This window comes from Proteus sp. NMG38-2 (assembly GCF_020640995.1).
Taxonomy (GTDB): domain Bacteria; phylum Pseudomonadota; class Gammaproteobacteria; order Enterobacterales; family Enterobacteriaceae; genus Proteus.
This window is the reverse complement of the sequence record NZ_CP085481.1, coordinates 1,802,708-1,824,352: the sequence shown is the minus strand read 5'-3', so window position 1 is coordinate 1,824,352 and position 21,645 is coordinate 1,802,708. Positions and strand designations below refer to the sequence as shown.

Below are 21,645 nucleotides of genomic sequence, written 5' to 3'. Positions count from 1 at the left end.
ATATATGCCTTCGGTATCGTTACACCCAGAATTTGATTAATACTTAACCAACGCTATGTTCTAAGCTGATTGCTAATAATTTTTGTGCTTCTACAGCAAATTCCAGCGGTAATTCTGAGAACACGTCTTTACAAAATCCGTTTACAATCATTGAGATTGCATCATCTTCACTTAATCCACGCTGACGACAATAAAACAGTTGATCTTCACCAATACGTGACGTTGTCGCTTCGTGTTCAAGCTGTGCTGAGTTATTCATTACCTCAACATATGGGAAAGTATGTGCGCCACATTGCGTACCAATTAACATGGAATCACATTGTGTAAAATTACGGGCATTTTTTGCACTAGGGAGAACTTTCACAAGTCCACGGTAACTATTTTGACTTTTACCCGCAGAAATACCTTTAGAGATAATGGTTGATTTGGTATTTTTGCCAATATGGATCATCTTAGTACCGGTATCTGCTTGTTGATTGCCATTAGTTAGAGCAACCGAGAAGAATTCAGCAGTAGAATTATCCCCTTTTAAAATCACGCTTGGGTATTTCCAAGTGATTGCAGAACCTGTTTCTGACTGTGTCCACGACATCTTGGCGTTTTCGCCTTCACAGATAGCGCGCTTAGTTACAAAGTTAAGGATGCCTCCTTCACTATCGCCACCAGAGAACCAGTTTTGTACAGTAGAATATTTTACTTCAGCATCTTTATGGATAATGACTTCAACCACAGCGGCGTGAAGTTGATAACTGTCACGAACCGGCGCTGAACAACCTTCGATATAACTGACATAACTGCCTTCATCAGCGACCAGAATAGTTCGTTCAAATTGACCTGTTTGAGCCGCATTAATACGGAAATAAGTCGATAATTCCATTGGGCAACGTACCCCTTTTGGAATATAGACAAAAGTTCCATCAGACGCGACTGCGGCATTTAGTGCGGCAAAATAGTTATCATGGCTTGATACAACGGTGCCTAAATATTGACGCACTAAATCAGGATATTCTTGAATAGCTTCGCTAAATGAGCAGAAAATAATGCCATGTTCAGCAAGCTCTTCACGATATGTTGTTGAAACTGAAACAGAGTCAAAAATCGCATCAACTGCAACCGCTTGCCCTTCTCTTACAGGGACACCCAGTTGGTTAAAGGCATCTTCAACTTCTTTAGTTAAATAATCTTGGGCAGCTTGTTTATCACTAGTTACTGCTTCATTTGCACCACCAGCACAACTACCGTTAGCACAACATGAACTGCAAGAAGGTGCAGAATAGTAGCTATAATCTTGATAATTAAGCGATGGATAATCTGCTTTTAGCCAATGCGGCTCTTCCATTTCTAACCAATGGCGATAAGCATCTAAACGAAATTCCAGCATCCACTCTGGCTCGTTTCTTTTTGCCGATATTGCACGTACAACCGCTTCATTTAATCCTTTTTCTAAGGTATCGGTTGATATATCGGTATAAAAACCTTCTTTATAGTGGTGATCGCTTAGCCATCCCTGAACTTCATCACCAATTTCAACATTGCTCTGAGACATAATCTGACTTCACTATGTTATACCCCAAAGCTCTCACCACATCCGCAGACGTTTTGAGCTTTAGGATTATTAAATTTAAACATTTGATTAAGTCCTTCACGAACATAATCAACAACAAGCCCATCGATGAATGGCATTGCTTTTAATGAAACAAACAGTTTTGCACCATTATGTTCATACACAATATCATCTTCATTTGGGCCTGTAGCGAGTTCAATAACATAACCATACCCAGTACAACCAGAGGGTTTGATATTTAAGGAAAGCCCCTGTTTTTCAGGGTTTTTCTCAACTAAATGGCAAATATGTTTTGCTGTATTATCCGTCAGTACAATGCCTTGCCAAGCTGTGTCGTTAAGAGAAAAAGTTTCAACGTTGTTTGTCATTTCTGACCTCATTTCGAAAGGAGATTGATATCTTTCCTGACACTAATGGTAATGATAACCCTTATCACTTCAACCATGTCTTTTGAAAGGATATTATGCAAATGTATGTTTTTTGTTCTGTTATTGCGTTAAATTTGTTAAATTTTATTTTTAACGCTATGTAATATATCACTTTTATCTTTTTTTATAACAAAAAATAAAACTTTTAATTTTTATTATATTTCGCACAATAAGCATATAAGTTGCAATATAAATACACTTTATATGTTATCACTGAAATCGAGAGAAAAAAGCATAAAAATATGTATCTACACGATGATGTTTACTGTACACACGTTTCATTTTTATGCTTGTTATGCGGGATAAGATAGCACCACTGATGGAATAACTTCTTATTGTATTGTGTGTTTGCTGAACTTATTTATTAATTGAAATGGTTTGAATATGTTCTCTTGTACATTCAATAACTTGTTTGTATTTCTGCTTGTTTGATTGGCTATTTATTGTACTAATAAATTGTAATTGCCAAACGCGATTTGTGCTTAGATCTGCCACTAAAACACCTTCATAGCTTACATTTTCTCTTGCCATATTCCCTTCAAAAAGAACATGTCTGCTTTCAACACTCGGAATGGTTAATGGCTTTATTGATGTAGAAATTTCATTCATACCATCAATTATCGCAATATTATCAACGATGCCTTGTGCTCCAGCATCCACATCGTAAGTCATTGCATCGGCCATTTTAAAATAAACCAGACGAACTTCTGATAAATCGCAAATAGGCTTTGACTTATAAACTATCATTTCTGTTGTAACGTCCTGAACATTATCAGGCAATATTTTAAAATAGTTTTCAGTATCTTCTCTGCTCATTGAAAATGAAGTGGGATACGCCATATTAAAACCAGAAATAGTTTGTACTGGAATATTACTTACATCATTACTCGTTTTAGAGGTAGAATTATTATCACATCCGGTGAGTAATAAACCTGCAATTAATAATGCTGCGGTGTTGAATTTTGAAATAGTTAACATTGTGAGCGTCTTTTATTTTATTATGAAGATAATGATTATCATTAAAAATAAAATCTAAATAAAGAATAATTTCTATTTTTGTTCTCTATTTTTATTCTTTTTCTCATTATCTATAAATAAAAACGCACAAAGCGAGTATTTCACTTTGTGCATTTAATTTTTTACTTTCTTAAGAAATAACTGATGTGGTTAATCTTGAAATACATACTTGACGATCTTCATCATCAAATATTTCTATTGACCAAACTTGGTGAGAACGCCCTAAATGAATAGGTTTACATACCCCTCTCACCTTACCTTCTCTGGCTGAACGAATATGATTAGCGTTAATTTCTAAACCCACAATTTTCTGTTCACCTTCGGTACAAAGATACCCAGCAACCGATCCTAGGGTTTCAGCTAAAACAACAGAAGCACCACCATGCAGCAAACCTAGAGGTTGTTTTGTACGATGATCAACAGGCATTGTTCCTTCAAGATAATCATCGCCGAGGCACGTTAATTCAATACCTAAATGGCTCATCATATTATTTTGGCCAATATGATTAAGATGCTCGATTGTCGTTTCACGTTTCCATATCATGGCATAATCTCCAATAGCGCCTGTAGTGGGTGTTTAAGCTCAATATTATCAATACGTTTTACTTGACTACGACACGAATACCCTGTGCTTAAGCAACGCATTGTCGGCAATGTTTTTAGTGCATTACCCCATGAGAGTTGGTAAATGCCTAATGAGTTTTCATAATTGTTCAGTTCATGTCCATAAGTACCAGCCATTCCACAACATCCTGTGCTTACAAATTCGAGTTGTTGCCCATAACGTTGGAAAATTGTCTGCCACTGTTTCATGCTTTGTGGTAGTGCCGTTACTTCCGTACAATGCCCGAAAAGATACCATTTTTCAGCATCATCGCGAACAGCTATTGGTTCACTCACTAATTTATTTAACCATTCATGAACGAGTTGAACCTTAAAATCACCCCGTTTATCACCCAAAATTTCACGATATTCATCGCGATAACAAAGCACTAATGCGGGATCAACTCCCACCATTGGAATATCTAATTTTGCAACACGATTAAGCATGGTTGACGTTTTTTGTGCCGTTTTACTAAATTGTTGTAAAAAGCCTTTAATATGTTGCGCTTTTCCATTGGGTGAAAAAGGCAATAAAACAGGTTTAAACCCAATTTTTTCAATAAGTTTGATAAAATCCGCGACCACTTTTGCGTCGTAATAGCTGGTAAAAGGATCTTGCACCACCAGCACATAATGGCTTCGTTGCTTATCAGATAAACGTTCTAAATCTTCTAACGTCATATCTAGAGCGTGGTGACCTGCTAATTGTTGTTTTAATGTTGGCGATGACAGTAGCGGTAAATCTACCATTCCTATAGTATGTTTACTTAATGACTGCACCAAGGGTTGCTTCATAAAGAAATTAAAGAATCCTGGCGCTTTAGCCATGATAGGGGTTGTTAATTCAACATTCGCAACAATATGATCTTTTAATGGCCGTAAGTAGCGCTGGTGGTACAATTCAGTAAATTTAGAACGAAATGACGGTACGTCAATTTTAATCGGACACTGAGTTGAACAGGCTTTACAAGCTAAACAGCCATTCATAGCCGCTTTCACTTCATGAGAAAAGTCATATTCGCCACGTTTGGCTTTCCATGTATTACGTGTTTTTTCAATCAAACTTCTTAAGCTAGGTTTATTATTTTCTAGGCTAGATCCAAGTTGTTTTGGGTTAACACCTTGCTCTGTTAATAAACGTAACCACTCTCTTACTAGTGCAGCTCGCCCTTTAGGTGAATGAATGCGTTGCCCACTAATTTTCATGGAAGGACACATTGGACTTTTCGCATCGAAATTAAAGCAAAGCCCATTACCATTACAGTCTAAAGCTCCTTTAAAATCTTGACGAACAGATAAAGGGATGGTGCGGTCAAAGGTGCCTCGTTTAATGGTATCAACTTGTTTCATAGGTTCATCAACCTCTAACGGAGGGCAGATTTTCCCAGGATTAAGCCTATTTCGAGGATCGAATATCGTTTTGATTTGACGCAGTTCATGATAGAGCGTTTCACCGAAAAATTCGGGGCTGTATTGCGCTCTAAAGCCTTTTCCATGTTCACCCCAGAGTAACCCACCATATTTGGCTGTTAACGTGACAATGTCGTCTGAGATAGATTTCATCAACAATTCTTGTTGTGGATCGCACATATCAAGTGCGGGTCTTACGTGTAATACACCTGCATCGACATGCCCAAACATGCCATAATTGAGTTGATGACTGTCAAGTAACGCTCTAAATTCGGTAATATAATCAGCAAGATGTTCTGGTGGTACACAAGTATCTTCCACAAAGGGAATGGGCTTTGCTTGCCCTTTTGCATTACCTAATAAACCCACCGCTTTTTTACGCATGGCATAAATACGGTTAATATCCGCTAAATCATCACACACTTGATAACCGATAACACCACTTTGCCCCTCTTTCATTAATGAATCTAAACGTTGACATAATGATGTAACTTGAGAATGAATTAATACTTCATCATCACCCGCAAACTCAACAATATTAAGGCCTTGCATATCTTTATCTGGTACATCTGTGATCAATTCTTTGACGGAATGCCACACAATATCTTCACGAGCAAGATTCAAGACTTTGGAATCAACAGTTTCAACAGAAAGTGCATTGGCTTTAACTAAAAAAGGCGCGTTACGCAATGCAGAGTCAAACGAATCATATTTTACGTTGACTAAACTGCGCTGTTTGGGAATTGGCGTAATATCCAACGTTGCTTCAGTAATAAAAGCCAGCGTGCCCTCTGAACCAGTTAAAATTCGGGTTAAATCAAAGCGTTTCATGTCATCACTAAAAACATGACGCAAATCATATCCCGTTAAAAAGCGGTTTAATTTAGGGAATTTTTCAAGAATAAGTTTTCGTTGTTCTTTGCAACGGGATAAAACAGTTCGATAAACCTTTCCAATAGCAGAGCTTTCTTGTGCGATATTCTCGGCTAATGCCGTATCCATGGCGCGGGTTTCAAGCAGTTCACCACCTAACAAGACAGCCCGAACACCAAGGACATGATCAGAGGTTTTACCATAAACCATAGAACCTTGCCCTGAGGCATCGGTGTTAATCATTCCACCTAATGTGGCTCGGTTACTGGTAGAAAGTTCAGGTGCGAAAAAAAAGCCATAGGGTTTTAAAAACAGATTGAGCTCATCTTTTATCACACCAGCTTCAACTTTAACCCAACGTTGTTCTGGATTTATCTCAATAATACGTTTCATATAACGAGATAAATCAACCACTATACCATCAGTCAATGCCTGCCCATTGGTTCCGGTACCTCCGCCTCTTGGTGTCAAAGAAAGCGAATGAAATTTGGGTTCATCGACTAGGCGTGCAACAATAGTTACATCAGCCGTTGAGCGAGGAAAAACCACCGCCTGTGGCAATAACTGGTAAATACTATTATCTGTTGCCATAGTGAGTCTATCAGCATAACTGCTGGAGATATCACCGGTGAAGCCATTTTTTCGAAGAGTATCAAGAAATTCTGTTGTGAGTTCACTAACTTGCGGTGCTTGCGATATACGTGGGATCATTTGTTATAGCTCTTTAATCTAATAGTCCACATTGCTTAATTTTTGATATTGAAATGTATGCTAAGAGGTACTTTGCCTCATTTTGTACTTTCAGACCGATACCTGTTCACCTTATCATACAATTCTGGCAAATTGCGTAGTGATATAAACAACGTGATATTTGCAATGCTTATTCATCTGCTTCTAGCATTTTTATTCGTGTAGGGATTTAAAACCATGGAAAAACCGCAGATCCATACAGATATACCCAAAGTTTTATTCACTGTTCTTTTTATTTCTTTTTTTATTATCGCCAGTTTTTGGATACTCAATCCCTTTATTGTGGGTTTTATTTGGGCTGGAATGATTGTTGTTGCCACATGGCCTTTACTCCTTATTATTGAAAAACGAGTAAAATATCGTTGGCTATCTACCATGATAATGATGATCTTGATATTACTGATCTTTGTTATCCCTATTATCTTGTTAATTAGTAGTGTTATTGATAATAGTGCTCCACTCATTGAGTTAGCTAAATCACCTTCGAATATTCAGCCTCCTCAATTATTATGGCTTAATGATATCCCAATGATAGGAAGCAAACTTTATGATACATGGCACTCTATTCTCGTTTCTGGTGGCAATGCGTTAATCACCAAAATTCAACCTTATGTTGGGCAAGCCGCCAACTGGTTTTTTGCTCAAGCCCTAAATATCGGTCGATTTGCTCTGCATTTAGGTGTGATGTTGTTATTTTCTGGCTTACTGTTTTTACAAGGTGAGAACGTTGTTGCTTGGTTACGTCATTTTGCTATTCGCTTAGCAGGCCAACGTGGTGATGCGGCTATTTTACTAGCATCAATGTCTATTCGTGCCGTTGCCTTGGGTGTGGTATTAACCGCCTTAATTCAAGCAATTGTCGGTGGTATTGGCCTTGCGGTATCAGGTGTTCCTTATGCCACAGTGCTTACCGTTGTCATGTTCATTTGTTGCCTTGCACAAATAGGCCCTTTATTAGTGCTAATCCCTTCTGTTCTATGGCTATTTTGGACTGGTGATACAACTTGGGGCATTGTCATGGTGATTTGGGGAGGAGCTGTGGCAACTATGGATGGTATATTACGCCCATATTTGATCAAAATGGGGGCCGATTTACCGATGGTATTAATTCTAACGGGGGTTATTGGCGGAATTTTGACATTAGGTATGATTGGATTATTTATCGGTCCTGTTGTTCTTGCTGTTGCACATAGTTTATTAAATGCATGGATAAATGAAGTACCAAAGCCTAATCCTGATCTAACTGAAACAGTAGAATTTATGAATAAAAACTTTATTGAAAAAGAATAAATAATAATGGGCATGTAAGTGTAGCTACTTACATGCTCTAAAATTAATAGACTAAAGTTTAATAAAGATTATCAATTTAAGAATGAATTATTATATTTTTATATTCAAACTTACAATTTGAAACAAATTACATTCTTTTAAACCTGTTTGTTACCAGCTAGTTATATTCACTTTGAAATAGGCTAATATTATTTTTATTGAGATAATTCTTAGAGCATAATTAACTCATTTCTCTTAATATAAATATCAACGAAACAAATGTTTCACCGAATTAATGATTTCACCTTTCATATTAATAGATTAATTGGCGGAATTAAAGAATATAAAATATTGCTGTGTGTAGTCTTTGCCTGTCAGCCCATGATAGGCTTTTTTTTTGCCTATTATTTAATAATTGTATAAAAAAAGCTCACATTATTTTGTGAGCTTTAATTTATGACCTTTATATTAATTCTATTGTGCTAATTTCACCCAAGTTTTAATTACGGTATCTGGATTTAAAGATAAACTATCAATCCCTTCTTCCATTAGCCATTGTGCGAAATCTTCATGATCAGAAGGTCCCTGTCCACAAATACCCACATATTTACCGTTACGTTTAGCCGCTTGGATTGCCATTGATAATAATGCTTTTACTGCATCATTGCGTTCATCAAATAGTGCAGAAACGACACCCGAATCTCGGTCAAGACCTAATGTTAATTGGGTCATGTCGTTAGAGCCAATAGAGAAACCATCAAAGTGTTCTAAGAATTTATCCGCTAATAAGGCATTTGATGGAATTTCACACATCATAATCACTTTTAAGCCATTCTCACCACGTTTTAAACCGTTTGCAGCCAATTCTTCAATAACTTCTTCAGCTTGGCGTACCGTACGAACAAATGGGATCATCACTTCAACATTATCTAAACCCATATCATTACGAACACGTTTTACCGCTTCACACTCAAGCGCAAAACAATGACGAAAATCATCGGATATATAACGACCTGCTCCACGGAATCCTAACATTGGGTTCTCTTCATCCGGCTCATAACGGTCACCACCAACTAAGTTGGCATATTCGTTAGATTTAAAGTCAGACAAACGAACAATCACACGTTTAGGCCAGAATGCTGCCGCCAATGTCGCAATCCCTTCTGTTAATTTACTAATGTAATATTCAACAGGAGATTCATAGCCAGCCATCATCTCATTAATTTCAGCTTTTAATGCTTCGCTTTGATCGTCATACTCTAATAATGCGCGAGGATGGACACCAATCATACGGTTGATAATAAATTCTAAACGCGCAAGACCCACGCCGTCATTTGGTAAACCAGCGAAATCAAATGCACGATCAGGGTTACCAACGTTCATCATGATTTTCAGACCAAGTTCAGGCATGTTATCGATTGCGGAGCTTTGAATAGAAAAATCCAGTTTGCCATCATAGACAAACCCCGTATCACCTTCAGCACAAGAAACTGTAACGACTTGCCCTTCTGTAATACATTCTGTGGCATCACCACAACCTACAACAGCAGGAATACCTAATTCACGTGCAATAATCGCAGCATGACATGTTCTACCACCACGATTTGTCACAATCGCAGAGGCCTTTTTCATAATAGGTTCCCAATCTGGGTCTGTCATGTCAGTAACCAGTACATCACCCGCTTCAATTCTATCCATTTCATTTAAGTTATGAATAACTTTGACTGTACCTGTACCAATTCGATGACCAATAGCACGACCTTCAATGATTACAGTGCCACTTTCATTTAACTGATAACGCTCCATCACTTGCTGGTTAGATCGAACGGTTTCAGGACGAGCCTGTACTATATACAAACGACCATTATGCCCATCTTTAGCCCACTCGATATCCATTGGACGACCGTAGTGTTGTTCAATCAATACAGCTTGTTTTGCCAATTCTTGAACTTCATTATCAGTCAAAGAGAAACGATTGCGCAGTGCTTCTGGCGTATCTTCAATACGTACTTGTTTACCGTGCTCTATACTGTCTGCGTAAACCATTTGGATCTTTTTAGAACCTAAGTTACGACGAACAATTGAAGGTAGGCCTTTTGCTAGAGTTGGCTTGTGCACATAAAATTCATCAGGGTTTACTGCTCCCTGAACAACCATTTCACCTAAACCATAAGCTGATGTAATAAAGACAACTTGATCGAAGCCTGATTCAGTATCGATGGTAAACATCACACCTGAAGAGGCAAGATCAGAACGCACCATACGCTGAACACCTGCAGATAACGCAACACCGCGGTGATCGTAGCCTTGATGGACACGATAAGAAATTGCTCGGTCATTAAATAACGAGGCAAATACGTGTTTAATCGCAACGAGAATGGCATCAATACCTTGAACGTTTAAAAACGTCTCTTGTTGGCCCGCAAAAGAAGCATCAGGCATATCTTCTGCTGTTGCTGATGAACGAACGGCAAAAGAAGCTTCTGACTCACCTTCACTTAATGTGAGATAAGCATCGCGAATATCTTTTTCAAACTGAGGCGTAAAAGGTGTATCAATTACCCACTGGCGAATTTGATTACCTGCTTGGGCCAGTTGATTAACATCGTCAACATCAACACTATCAAGCAATTCATAAATACGCTGATTGATACCACTCTGTTCCAGAAAATCATTAAACGCTTGCGCTGTGGTAGCAAACCCATTAGGAACAGAAACTCCCAGTTCCGCGAGGTTTGTGATCATTTCACCGAGGGAAGCATTTTTCCCACCAACACGATCAACGTCATTCATACCTAATTGGTTATACCAAAGTACATTGCACGGGGTGAGGCTATTGCTGGACATTGAGAACAATCCTTTTTTAAACAATTATGAGAGAGAGAAAAAAAGAAAAACCCGCTGTCAAAACGACAACTTAAATAAGCGTATCACAATGTTATAGTGAATATAGAAAGGTGAATCGATCAACCAGAAAACTTTATTTTTTTATCCTTTATAATCACTAAAAATGCTATAGATAATGTTGTTTGATTCGCTAATTCAGCTAAAAAAAGGTGAGCGTTATGATATTAAGCTTAAATTCTATTAATTGTGATAATAATGAACCCATTGATAGAACAGTCTTTTTTATCTCTGATGGTACAGCTATTACAGCAGAAGTTTTAGGCCACGCTGTACTTTCTCAATTTCCATTAAGAATGAAAAGTTATACATTGCCTTTTGTTTCTACAGTGGAAAGAGCTGAAGAAATAAAACAGAAAATCGCTGAAATTTATAAAAAGAGTGGCTCTAAGCCCCTTGTTTTTTATTCTATTATTAGCCCCGAAGTTAAACAGGTAATAAATAGTAGTGAAGGCTTTTGTCAGGATATTGTGCAATCTCTTGTATTACCGCTTGAAAAGGAGATGGGTATTCAAGCCTCACCAAAATTAAATAAAACACACGGGTTAACAGAGAAAAATCTTAGTAAATACGATGCCCGTATTGCAGCTATTGAATACACGCTTTCTCACGATGATGGAATATCATTACGTAATCTCGATCAAGCACAAGTTATCTTAATTGGCGTTTCTCGTTGTGGTAAAACACCTACCAGCCTCTATTTAGCTATGCAATTTGGTATTCAAGCAGCCAATTACCCATTTACTGCTGATGATATGGATTTTTTAAAACTCCCTACTGAATTAAAAGAGTATCAACATAAATTATTCGGTTTAACCATTGCACCAGAGCGCCTGGCTGCTATCCGAGGTGAACGTCGTGAAAATAGCCGTTATGCTTCAATTCGCCAATGCAGAATCGAATTAGCCGAAGTGGAAGCCCTTTTCAGAAAAAACAATATTCCTTATCTCAATACCACTAATTATTCTGTTGAAGAAATTTCAACTAAGGTAATTGATTCTATGGGATTAGCGAGAAGAATGTTCTAAGTCTTAACCTTATTTTTTTTATTGGTTTTTCTCTAATAACGCTGTTGAAATTAGCTGAATTTCGTTTATTGTGATCTTAATCACTGGGTAGACTTACCCTGTATATTTATTGAGATGAATTATGTTAAAGACAGACGAACTACGGACTAAGGCTTTAGACAGTCTGGTGACACCAGAAACCTTAGCAAAAGAGTTCCCCATTTCTGATGAGATAATCCAAAATATCACATCAGCACGTAAACGAATTGAAGCTATCCTTACTGGTGAAGACAAACGACTTTTAGTGATCGTGGGTCCTTGTTCTATTCATGACCCCAAAGCAGCCAAAGAATACGCCACGAAACTTAACCAGCAAAAAGAACGCTATCATGACCGCTTAGAAATTGTCATGAGAACCTACTTTGAAAAACCACGTACAGTTATTGGTTGGAAAGGCTTAATCTCTGATCCTTATCTTGATAATTCTTGCAATGTTAATGAAGGTATCCGCCTTGCAAGAAAATTATTAATTGAGATAAATACATTAGGTTTACCAACTGCAACCGAGTTTCTTGATATGGTAACTGGTCAGTATATTGCTGACTTAATTAGTTGGGGTGCTATCGGCGCAAGAACTACAGAGAGCCAGGTTCATCGTGAAATGGCATCTGCGCTTTCTTGTCCTGTGGGCTTTAAAAACGGTACGGATGGTAATACTCGTATTGCTATTGATGCAATTCGTGCTTCTCGCGTTGGTCACACTTTCTTATCACCTGACAAAAATGGCCGTATGACAATTTACCAAACTAGCGGTAATCCTTACGGACACATTATTATGCGAGGTGGTAAAAAACCAAATTATCATGCCAGCGATATTGCAGATGCTATTGATGCACTAAAACAAGTGGATTTACCTGAACATCTTATTATCGACTTTAGTCATGGTAATTGTGAAAAGATCCATCGTCGCCAATTAGAAGTGGCTCGCAATGTCAGTCAACAAATTAAAGATGGCTCACAAGCTATTGTTGGCGTGATGGCTGAAAGCTTTTTACAAGAAGGCTCACAAAAAGTCTTGCCAGAAAAACCTCTTGTTTATGGACAATCTATTACTGATCCATGTTTAAGCTGGAATGATACCGAGCAATTGCTTGAATTATTAGCACAAGCCGTTGAGAGTCGATTTTAATAAACCTATTTATTAAGGGGATAATTCTATCCCCTGCTATTTTTCTTCTCTATTCATTCTGTATTGATCTTATTTTTTAGTAAAAAGATAAGCCTCTTTTATTCCTTTGTTTTAAATTTCATCACATACCGTTTTATCACTCACAATATGACTTAAATTTACCTGTTTACGTTAAAAAAAGCTTGTCTAAATACATTTGTTAACGATAATGATTATCATAATGATAACGCTTATTACTCTTAGTGTATTATGAATAAAAAAGCTAATAATTTGGATAGTTCATTGGTTAAACAGAACTCTCATTCTTCAATAATTCAATCTATTAATAGTATTGAATTATTGGGTAAAGATGGCGTGGTTTACATTCAACATAACGGAGAGTTGTATCAACTACGTCAGACCAAATCAGGAAAACTGATCCTGACTAAATAATCATTTTTGACAATAACTCGCAAGCCACCTATCAATTCAGCTAGGCAGCCAGCTAAATAACTCCATATACAAGGACTTTTTATGGACATTTATGGTATGTGTATGCTGAAAAAACATTTCAAATATTCAGGTATAGCAACAGCTCTTTGTCTGTTGTATTCCCCTATTGCCTCTGCACACCCAGAAAAAACGAACACGGACTCTCTTACTGTTGTTGGTCATAAATATCACGAACTAGAACATAACTTCCAATCTACGATTGAAACCTCAACACCTCAGGCAAAAACAGCGTCAACAACAGGTGAAATGTTAAAAGAAGTCGCAGGTATCACTCTCTCAGGAACAGGCGTGACTAATGGTGCCAATATTCTAATGCGAGGATATGACCAAAAAGGTGTCAAAATTCTCGTTGATGGCATTCATCAACCACTCGAAAACACCATGAATAATTTAGGGGGCATATTTCTTGACCCGTCTTTAATTAAAAGTATTAATGTCAAACACGGTTCCGCCTCGACTATTCATGGTGAAGGCGCTATGGGGGGAGTTGTCGCTTTTAATACTCTCGATCCTCAATCAATATTGAAAAAGAATAAAAACTTAGGCGCTAAATTATTCAGTTCTTATTCTTCTGCTGATCGCCATTTTTCTTATGGTGGGATAATTGCAGGTCAACATAAACTATTCTCTGGTTTGATTTCTTACACTCAACGTCAGCGTGGCCCTATCTTATTGGCTGATGGGCAAAAAATGGATAACAATGAATCCATTAATAACTACTTTGCTAAAATCTATCTCTATCCTACAAATAACCAAACCTTTATTTTCTCAGCTCGCCATTATGATAATTCAGGTGAACAACGAGAAGTATTACATCGTATGGGTGGATATGGTAAAGAAGAAAGTAATCAGGTATATCGAGATACTCAGCAAAAAAATTACTCTCTAACTCATCACTATGCCCCTGAAAGTAATTCTTGGATTGATTTAACAACCTATCTTTATTACTCACAGTTTGGTATTAAGCAAACTTTTTTAACCGATGTAAAACTTACAGAATATGACCGTAAAAAAAATGAAAAAGGTGATATCGGTCTTTTCGAAGCTCGAACACAATCAACTTATGGTGGGAAATTAGAGAATTACACTAATATTACACCTCATAATAATCTTAATTTATCTGTCATTATTGGTACTGAAGTTTACCGACAGAAAATGAAACCCAACAACAAGGCTAAAAACTTCCCATTGGCAAAAATGGATTATGCCGCAACATGGTTACAGAGCACACTGTCGACACCACTATTCCCTTTATCCTTAACTGCGGGTATTCGCTATCACTATTATGAAAGTGTTCCAAATAAAGAAATTGATAGTGTCATTTATAATCATGCAGTTAGAAATGCAGATACAAGTAAACTCATGCATAAAGCAAGTTATCGAGGTACCACTGAAAATGTAAAATTAACATTTTCCGCAACACCGTGGTTACAGCTTTACACGTCATACTCGACTGCATTTAGAGCACCGACATTAAGTGAGATGTTTAATGATTCCGTTCATTTTGATATAAACCGATTGGTAAGGTCTTATTGGATACCTAATCCTTACTTAAACCCAGAAAGAAATAGGACTTGGGAATATGGAGGAAAGATCTCATTCCAACAGTTATTATCAGAAAGTGATGCACTAGAAATTAAAGTAGCTTATTTCGATACATTATCAAAAGACTATATTTCTTATGCTGAATGGATGGGAACGATTTTTGGAAGAATGAGCCTAAAAGCCTATAACATTGCGAATGTTTATATTGAAGGTACCGATATTGCTTTACGTTATACCCACTCTTGGCTCTCTGCTGGATTAAGCTATAACCGAACAAACACATTCCAACTTACAGATAGTGAAACCATCTCCCCCGTAAGACCAGAAATTCTTACCGCCTTTATACAGGTTCCTATTGCCAAAACACCTTTCTCATTAGGTTGGTCAGGACAATTTGCCAGCGCTACTGACTCTAAAAGTGGCTACAGCGGCATTGTTGCTCCACATAATAAGGGTAAAAAAGTCACTCGATTACAAGAAGTTGTTCAACAATTTCCTGGATATGCTGTTCACGATTTTTCACTCAGCTATCAATCTAAGAAAAATAAAGATCTACAAGCAACACTGATGTTGGCAAATGCTTTTAATTATGAGTATTTCTCAACACGAGGTGTGCCACAAGAAGGCAGAAATATAAAAATGTCCATCAGTTATCGCTGGTAGATGAGGAGCAATGATTTATATAACAAAGGGCTGTTTTAACAGCCCATTAAAATAACGGAGATCCATCTGCATGTCTCAGTCATCCCTATTAATTAAATTTAGTTTACTGGCTGTTGCTGTTTCTTCTGCTTGTGTGTCAGCACAAGAGAAAACACAAACTAGCGAGGAGAAAAAAACAGAAGTGCTTACCGTTTATGCGACTGGTAATGAGCGTGATAGCTTTACGTTACCCATGATGTCAACCGTTATTAAAAATAACAATGCGTTGTCAGAAACCGCAGGTAGTGCTTCTGAATTACTTCGCCATGTGCCCGGAATTTCTATTTCCGGCGCAGGTCGTACTAATGGTGAAACCATCAGTATGCGTGGATACAGTAAAAATGGAATATTGACACTTGTAGATGGTGTACGTCAAGGAACTGACACTGGCCATATTGACAGTATTTTTATTGATCCTCTTCTTATAAAGCAAGTTGAAGTAGTTCGGGGTCCTTCTGCATTATTGTATGGTAGTGGAGCACTTGGCGGTGTTATTGCTTACGATACCGTTGATGCAAGCGATCTACTTTCAAAAAACGAACAAGGCGGTGTACGTGTTATTGGTCTTGGTAATACCGCGCAACATAGCCAAGGTTTAGGTGTTACTGCTTTTGGTAAACACGATAACCTTGATGGTCTCGTGGCATTATCAGCTCGTGATAAAGGTGATATTCGTTATGGTGGGGGTTATCGTGCACAAAATGATGAAACCATTATTAACCTACTCTCCAAAGGGCGTTGGTTTATTGATGATAGCAATACATTAAGCGGACAATTCCGTTATTACCATAACAATACTAATCAGCCCAAAAACCCTCAAGTTCCCTCAAATCCTACACTTGCTAATGTAGAAACTGATCGTACTACAACACAAAAAGATGCACAGTTAACCTATCAATACAATCCTTCGGATTTACAGTGGGTTAATCTAAAAACGCAGGCTTATTACAGTGAAGTTGATATCAATGCCAAAACGATACAAAAAGGATTTGAAGGTCGAGAACAAAAAACCTATGGCATAAAACTCGAGAATCGCTCTCAAGTGGGGATGGATAGCTTTGCATCACATGGGCTTACTTATGGTGGCGAAGTGTATAAACAGAAACAATCACCAAGTCAAAATACAGAAAGCTTCCCACAAGCAGATATCCGTTTTATGTCAGGCTGGGTTCAAGATGAGGTCACTTTACGTGATTTGCCTGTCTCCTTAATTTTAGGAACCCGTTTTGATAAATATAAAAGCCAAAACGATCGTTATGATGATATTACTGCTGATAAATGGTCATCCAAAGGAGCTATCAGCATCACGCCTACTGATTGGTCAATGCTTTATACTTCTTATTCACAAGCGTTTAGAGCACCTTCTTTAGGCGAAATGTATAACGATGCTAAGCATTTTGATGCGCCATTCCCAGGAGCACCAACAAACTATTGGCGTCCTAATCCCAATTTAAAACCCGAAACCAATTCAACCACCGAATACGGATTTGGTTTTCAATTCGATGACTTATTATCTAATAATGATAATCTGAAAATTAAAGCCGCCCATTTCAATACTCGTGCAAAAGATTATATTGATGCAGATGTCGCTATTTTTCAGGGATATACACAATCAACAAATATTCCAAGAGCAACTATTTGGGGGTGGGATGTTTCTATGAGCTACCAATCCAAATTCTTTAATTGGGACTTAGCGTATAACCACACCAAAGGAAAAGATAATGCCACAAATGCCTCAATTACTTCGATTGAACCGGATACATTGACCAGTCGCTTTGATGTTCCAGTTCCAAGCACAGATTTTTCTGTGGGCTGGGTCGGTCAATTTACCAAGAAAACGGACTTTACTAAACATGACCGTTTTAATCGCCCTACCAATCACCAACAAGCAGGTTATGGCGTCAATGATTTTTACCTTCGTTATGAAGGTAACGCCTCCTTAAAGGGGCTAACAACCTCATTTGTACTAGGTAACGCATTTGATAAAACTTATTATTCTTCTGCCGGTATTCCTCAAGAAGGTCGTAATGCAAAAGTACTTGTGAGTTATCAATGGTAATTAACAATAAAATCAACGATAGATACAATAGGAGTTTCTGTGAATAAACCTCTTTATGAGAGCTACCTGCAAGCAAAAGCGGATAAAAAAGCACCTTATGCCCGTGATCTGGCAGCATACTTAAATGTAAGTGAAGCCGAATTAACACATGCACGCGTAGGACATGATGCAAAACGCTTATGTAACGATGTGCAAGAATTATTAAAAGCCTTAAGTAAAGTGGGTGAGGTCAAAGCCATTACTCGTAACGATATCGCCGTTCACGAACATCTTGGTGAATACACTAATGCACGCTTTAACGATCATGCAGGTTTGATTCTAAATCCTCGATCAATGGATTTACGCTTTTTCTTCGCTTATTGGTCTAGCATTTTTGCACTCGCTGAAGAAACCTCAAAAGGAACTCGCTATAGCATTCAGTTTTTTGATATGCATGGCGATGCATTACATAAAGTCTATACAACTGACAATACCAATATGGATGAATGGAATGCGCTAATCCAATCATTCTTATCGGAAGAAAATCCAGCTCTAGACATTACCCCTATCGAACCTTATTCAAACACACCTGTTAGTCATGAATTGGCGGAGCAACTTGAACAACAATGGCGTTCAATGACTGATGTTCACCAATTTTTCAAACTACTAAAAGAAAATAACTTGAGTCGTCAACAAGCTTTTAAAGCTGTTGCCGATGACCTTGCTTATCAAGTTGATAACAGTGCACTGAAAACCTTATTAACCCTCGCTAAAGAAGCACAAAATGAGATCATGATTTTTGTTGGAAGCCGTGGTTGTGTGCAAATCTTTACGGGGCAGATTGACCGTTTAGTTCCTCATCAATTTGAGAATAGCGATCAAGTCTGGATTAACGTTTTCAATCCTGCATTTACACTTCATTTAATTGAAAGTGAAATCGCCGAAAGTTGGATCACTCGCAAACCAACTCAGGATGGTTTTGTCACCAGTCTTGAAATCTTTGATAGCAAAGGCCAACAGATTGCCCAGCTTTATGGACAACGTACTGAAGGCACTGCAGAGCAACAACAATGGCGCGAGCAAGTTAATACACTTGCCAAAATAGCCTAATCGGAGAATGAGTTAATGAAAAAATGGCTTCTTTTGATCCTGTGTAGCGTCATGTCGTTTGTCAGTTCCGCCAATGAACGTATTGTCACTATTGGCGGCGATATCACTGAGATCGTTTTCGCGTTAGGTTCGGGTGAACAAATTATTGCAAGAGACAGCACTAGTTTAGTCCCTGAACAAGTGAAAGCACTCCCTGATGTGGGTTATATGCGAATGCTAAACCCTGAAGGTATCTTATCGGTCAAACCAACATTAATTATAACCAGCGAACTCGCTCGCCCTTCTTTAGCACTACGCCGAATAAAAGAGGCAGGAGTCACTGTTAAAACGATTACAGGTACACATTCATTAGAAGCCATTAATGAAAAAATAGACACCATCGCCACTATTTTAAATAAACAAAAAGAAGGTGAACAGCTAAAAGAAAAACTCACCCTATCTATTAGCCAAATACCCACAACACCTATAGATAAAAAAGTCATTTATATCATGAGTCATGGTGGTGTTGTTCCTATGGCCGCTGGTCAAAATACTGCAGCAGATACCATTATTTCACTAGTTGGGGGTAAGAATGCAATGCAAGGCTTTACGAGTTATCGCCCTCTTTCTCAAGAAGGTGTCATTGCGAGCCAACCTGATATTTTGCTGGTAACTAAAGAAGGTATTAAAGGTATCGGTGGTATTGAAAAACTTTGGAATTTACCCGGTATAAAGTACACACCTGCAGGTAAAAATAAACATTATGTCGTCGTCGATGATATGGGATTGTTAGGTTTTACGCTTTCAACACCTGAAGTTATGAATCAAATTCGTCAAGCATTGGAGCAATAATGTCTCGTTTTCGTTCACCGTGGATGAGTATTTTAGTTTTACTCTTTTTGCTCACCATTGTTACATTAATTTCTGTGAATAGCGGTGCATTGGCACTCTCATTTCATACATTATGGAATAGCTCTTTTGATGATATGGAGTGGCAGGTTTGGCTTGATATACGCTTGCCTCGTGTGCTTTTGGCTATTCTTGTCGGTGGTGCATTAGCGATATCAGGTGCAATCATGCAAGGATTATTTAGAAACTCATTAGCTGACCCTGGGTTACTTGGCATAAGTAGCGGTGCGGCACTAATGGTTGCTATCGTGATTATACTACCTTTCTCTTTTTCACCTGTATTCGCATTTTACAGTCATATTGTAGCCGCCTTTGTTGGCGGCTTAATTGTGGCAATGATTATCTTCTCATTACATCAATTGAGTGATGGTAATTTAGCGCGGTTATTGCTTGCTGGGATTGCTATCAATGCACTTTGTATGTCCTTTATTGGTGTCTTAAGTTATATCAGTACAGATCAACAATTACGCCAATTTTCGCTGTGGATGATGGGGTCATTAAGCCAAATTGACTGGAAAACCTTATCCATTGCAACCCTTGTGATCATTCCAGTCAGTATTGTGGCATGTTGGCAAAGCCATAAATTAAATCTGTTACAACTTGGTGATGAAGAAGCGCACTACTTAGGGCTAAATGTAAGAAGAACCAAGTTTATTTTGTTACTACTTAGTGCCATTTTAATTGGTTGTGCTGTCGCGCTAAGTGGTGTCATTGGATTTATTGGCCTTGTGGTTCCACACCTTATTCGTATGCGTATTGGTAGTAATCATGTATGGCTATTACCTGCTACCATTTTAGGTGGTGCAACACTGTTACTCGCTGCTGATACATTATCCAGAACACTGGTATCTCCAGCAGAAATCCCTGTGGGGCTCATTACAGGATTAATTGGTGGCCCTTATTTCCTTTGGCTTATCTTACGACAACCCGCGAGAAGGATGTCATGATTCAAAAACAAAACACTTCGTTGCTCTATGGAAATAATTTGACGTATCAAATTGGTGAAAAAACTATTATTGATGATGTGTCTCTTTCACTTAATGCCGGAGAGTTAGTCACTATAATTGGACCTAATGGCGCAGGAAAATCATCATTACTACGTTTATTGACAGGTTATACGACACCAACACAAGGTGAGTGCTATTTTAAGCAAAAGACTTATTCGCAATGGAATAGCCAACAATTAGCACAAAACCGTGCTGTTATGCGCCAAAATAGCCAACTCTCATTTTCTTTTTCTGTAGAAGAAGTGGTTGCAATGGGAAGAACCCCTCATGGGCAACAACATAAAAAAATAGCTATCGAAACGGCTCTACTACAAACGGATTGTTTAAAGTTTAAAGATAGAGACTATCGTCAATTATCAGGTGGTGAACAACAACGAGTGCAACTTGCCAGAGTATTAGCTCAATTATGGCACCCTACACCACAAGAGTCGGTATTATTCCTTGATGAACCGACTTCAGCACTTGATCTTTACCATCAGCAACACAGCTTACGCTTACTAAAGCAATTAGCAAAAACACAACATCTTATGGTTTGTTGCGTTCTGCACGATCTTAATTTAGCCTCACTTTATGCCGATAGAATTCTATTATTGCATCAAGGAAAATTAGTTTGTGAAGGTACTCCACACGATGTACTGACAACAGAAAATATCCAACAGTGGTATGGCGCAGATGTGAGTGTTGATACCCATCCAGAGCATTCGTATCCACAAGTTTTTCTTCGTCCATAAGTTATCTTAGTTTTACTCAGTTGCCTTCTAGCATGGATTTTCTAGATTGTGACTGAGTTAATTTATTTTTATATGCTTATTTATTGCAAATAAAACACACTAAGTAATATCACCTTAA

The 21,645-nt window shown here is 37.9% G+C and carries 16 protein-coding genes; 10 read left to right on the top strand and 6 right to left on the bottom strand.

The features are described from left to right. Window positions 1-43 precede the first annotated feature (43 nt). The 5 genes from sufB to LG402_RS08615 form a co-directional block, all read right to left on the bottom strand. The gene (sufB, locus tag LG402_RS08635; RefSeq protein ID WP_109408688.1) at window positions 44-1,546 is read right to left on the bottom strand and encodes a Fe-S cluster assembly protein SufB; all 1,503 of its coding nucleotides are present in this window, start codon (window positions 1,544-1,546) and stop codon (window positions 44-46) included. A gap of 17 nt (window positions 1,547-1,563) precedes the next feature. Then, window positions 1,564-1,932, bottom strand: a complete 369-nt coding sequence (gene sufA / locus LG402_RS08630) for a Fe-S cluster assembly scaffold SufA (RefSeq protein WP_227336797.1) — start codon at window positions 1,930-1,932, stop codon at window positions 1,564-1,566. 417 nt (window positions 1,933-2,349) lie between these two features. Continuing rightward, window positions 2,350-2,970 carry a hypothetical protein gene (locus tag LG402_RS08625; RefSeq protein WP_109408686.1) on the bottom strand — a complete coding sequence of 207 codons (621 nt, stop codon included), beginning with the start codon at window positions 2,968-2,970 and terminating at the stop codon, window positions 2,350-2,352. Window positions 2,971-3,139: 169 nt separating this feature from the next. Beyond that, window positions 3,140-3,553, bottom strand: coding sequence for a 1,4-dihydroxy-2-naphthoyl-CoA hydrolase (menI, locus tag LG402_RS08620; protein ID WP_072070326.1), 414 nt, complete (start codon window positions 3,551-3,553; stop codon window positions 3,140-3,142). After that, window positions 3,550-6,606 (bottom strand): FAD-binding and (Fe-S)-binding domain-containing protein, encoded by a 3,057-nt coding sequence (locus tag LG402_RS08615; RefSeq protein ID WP_166541364.1) that lies wholly within the window; start codon window positions 6,604-6,606, stop codon window positions 3,550-3,552. Before LG402_RS08615 ends, menI begins: the two co-directional genes overlap by 4 nt. A 216-nt stretch (window positions 6,607-6,822) precedes the next feature. On the opposite strand from LG402_RS08615, the gene ydiK reads away from it, so the two are divergent. After that, the gene (gene ydiK, locus LG402_RS08610) at window positions 6,823-7,935 is read left to right on the top strand and encodes an AI-2E family transporter YdiK (protein WP_109408683.1); all 1,113 of its coding nucleotides are present in this window, start codon (window positions 6,823-6,825) and stop codon (window positions 7,933-7,935) included. A 453-nt stretch (window positions 7,936-8,388) separates the two neighbouring features. On the opposite strand, the gene ppsA is transcribed toward ydiK, so the two are convergent. Next, window positions 8,389-10,761: a phosphoenolpyruvate synthase gene (gene ppsA, locus LG402_RS08605; RefSeq protein ID WP_166541365.1), complete on the bottom strand. Its 2,373-nt coding sequence runs from the start codon at window positions 10,759-10,761 to the stop codon at window positions 8,389-8,391. Window positions 10,762-10,979: 218 nt separating this feature from the next. On the opposite strand from ppsA, the gene LG402_RS08600 reads away from it, so the two are divergent. The 9 genes from LG402_RS08600 to LG402_RS08560 all read left to right on the top strand — a co-directional run bounded on the left by LG402_RS08600 (window position 10,980) and on the right by LG402_RS08560 (window position 21,527). Further along, the gene (locus tag LG402_RS08600; protein WP_166541366.1) at window positions 10,980-11,846 is read left to right on the top strand and encodes a pyruvate, water dikinase regulatory protein; all 867 of its coding nucleotides are present in this window, start codon (window positions 10,980-10,982) and stop codon (window positions 11,844-11,846) included. Between the two features lie 121 nt (window positions 11,847-11,967). Continuing rightward, window positions 11,968-13,014 carry a 3-deoxy-7-phosphoheptulonate synthase gene (locus LG402_RS08595; RefSeq protein WP_072070331.1) on the top strand — a complete coding sequence of 349 codons (1,047 nt, stop codon included), beginning with the start codon at window positions 11,968-11,970 and terminating at the stop codon, window positions 13,012-13,014. A 249-nt stretch (window positions 13,015-13,263) separates the two neighbouring features. After that, window positions 13,264-13,446 (top strand): hemin uptake protein HemP, encoded by a 183-nt coding sequence (gene hemP, locus LG402_RS08590; protein WP_166541367.1) that lies wholly within the window; start codon window positions 13,264-13,266, stop codon window positions 13,444-13,446. Between the two features lie 81 nt (window positions 13,447-13,527). Further along, window positions 13,528-15,714 (top strand): TonB-dependent receptor domain-containing protein, encoded by a 2,187-nt coding sequence (locus tag LG402_RS08585; protein WP_227336796.1) that lies wholly within the window; start codon window positions 13,528-13,530, stop codon window positions 15,712-15,714. Window positions 15,715-15,784: 70 nt separating this feature from the next. After that, window positions 15,785-17,812 carry a TonB-dependent hemoglobin/transferrin/lactoferrin family receptor gene (locus LG402_RS08580; RefSeq protein WP_227336795.1) on the top strand — a complete coding sequence of 676 codons (2,028 nt, stop codon included), beginning with the start codon at window positions 15,785-15,787 and terminating at the stop codon, window positions 17,810-17,812. Between the two features lie 39 nt (window positions 17,813-17,851). Further along, window positions 17,852-18,901 carry a hemin-degrading factor gene (locus tag LG402_RS08575; RefSeq protein ID WP_227336794.1) on the top strand — a complete coding sequence of 350 codons (1,050 nt, stop codon included), beginning with the start codon at window positions 17,852-17,854 and terminating at the stop codon, window positions 18,899-18,901. 15 nt (window positions 18,902-18,916) lie between these two features. Further along, window positions 18,917-19,732, top strand: coding sequence for a heme/hemin ABC transporter substrate-binding protein (locus LG402_RS08570; RefSeq protein ID WP_166541371.1), 816 nt, complete (start codon window positions 18,917-18,919; stop codon window positions 19,730-19,732). Then, a complete protein-coding gene (locus LG402_RS08565) occupies window positions 19,732-20,736 on the top strand; it encodes a FecCD family ABC transporter permease (protein ID WP_109408675.1) in 1,005 nt (334 codons plus the stop codon). Before LG402_RS08570 ends, LG402_RS08565 begins: the two co-directional genes overlap by 1 nt. After that, window positions 20,733-21,527, top strand: a complete 795-nt coding sequence (locus tag LG402_RS08560) for a heme ABC transporter ATP-binding protein (RefSeq protein ID WP_109408674.1) — start codon at window positions 20,733-20,735, stop codon at window positions 21,525-21,527. The genes LG402_RS08565 and LG402_RS08560 overlap by 4 nt, the downstream gene beginning before the upstream one ends. Window positions 21,528-21,645: the final 118 nt, after the last annotated feature.

Coding starts and splice junctions, on each gene's coding strand:
- sufB (WP_109408688.1), bottom strand. CDS start 1,546: ATGTCTCAGAGCAATGTTGAAATTGGTGATGAAGTTCAGGGATGGCTA.
- sufA (WP_227336797.1), bottom strand. CDS start 1,932: ATGACAAACAACGTTGAAACTTTTTCTCTTAACGACACAGCTTGGCAA.
- LG402_RS08625 (WP_109408686.1), bottom strand. CDS start 2,970: ATGTTAACTATTTCAAAATTCAACACCGCAGCATTATTAATTGCAGGT.
- menI (WP_072070326.1), bottom strand. CDS start 3,553: ATGATATGGAAACGTGAAACGACAATCGAGCATCTTAATCATATTGGC.
- LG402_RS08615 (WP_166541364.1), bottom strand. CDS start 6,606: ATGATCCCACGTATATCGCAAGCACCGCAAGTTAGTGAACTCACAACA.
- ydiK (WP_109408683.1), top strand. CDS start 6,823: ATGGAAAAACCGCAGATCCATACAGATATACCCAAAGTTTTATTCACT.
- ppsA (WP_166541365.1), bottom strand. CDS start 10,761: ATGTCCAGCAATAGCCTCACCCCGTGCAATGTACTTTGGTATAACCAA.
- LG402_RS08600 (WP_166541366.1), top strand. CDS start 10,980: ATGATATTAAGCTTAAATTCTATTAATTGTGATAATAATGAACCCATT.
- LG402_RS08595 (WP_072070331.1), top strand. CDS start 11,968: ATGTTAAAGACAGACGAACTACGGACTAAGGCTTTAGACAGTCTGGTG.
- hemP (WP_166541367.1), top strand. CDS start 13,264: ATGAATAAAAAAGCTAATAATTTGGATAGTTCATTGGTTAAACAGAAC.
- LG402_RS08585 (WP_227336796.1), top strand. CDS start 13,528: ATGGACATTTATGGTATGTGTATGCTGAAAAAACATTTCAAATATTCA.
- LG402_RS08580 (WP_227336795.1), top strand. CDS start 15,785: ATGTCTCAGTCATCCCTATTAATTAAATTTAGTTTACTGGCTGTTGCT.
- LG402_RS08570 (WP_166541371.1), top strand. CDS start 18,917: ATGAAAAAATGGCTTCTTTTGATCCTGTGTAGCGTCATGTCGTTTGTC.
- LG402_RS08565 (WP_109408675.1), top strand. CDS start 19,732: ATGTCTCGTTTTCGTTCACCGTGGATGAGTATTTTAGTTTTACTCTTT.
- LG402_RS08560 (WP_109408674.1), top strand. CDS start 20,733: ATGATTCAAAAACAAAACACTTCGTTGCTCTATGGAAATAATTTGACG.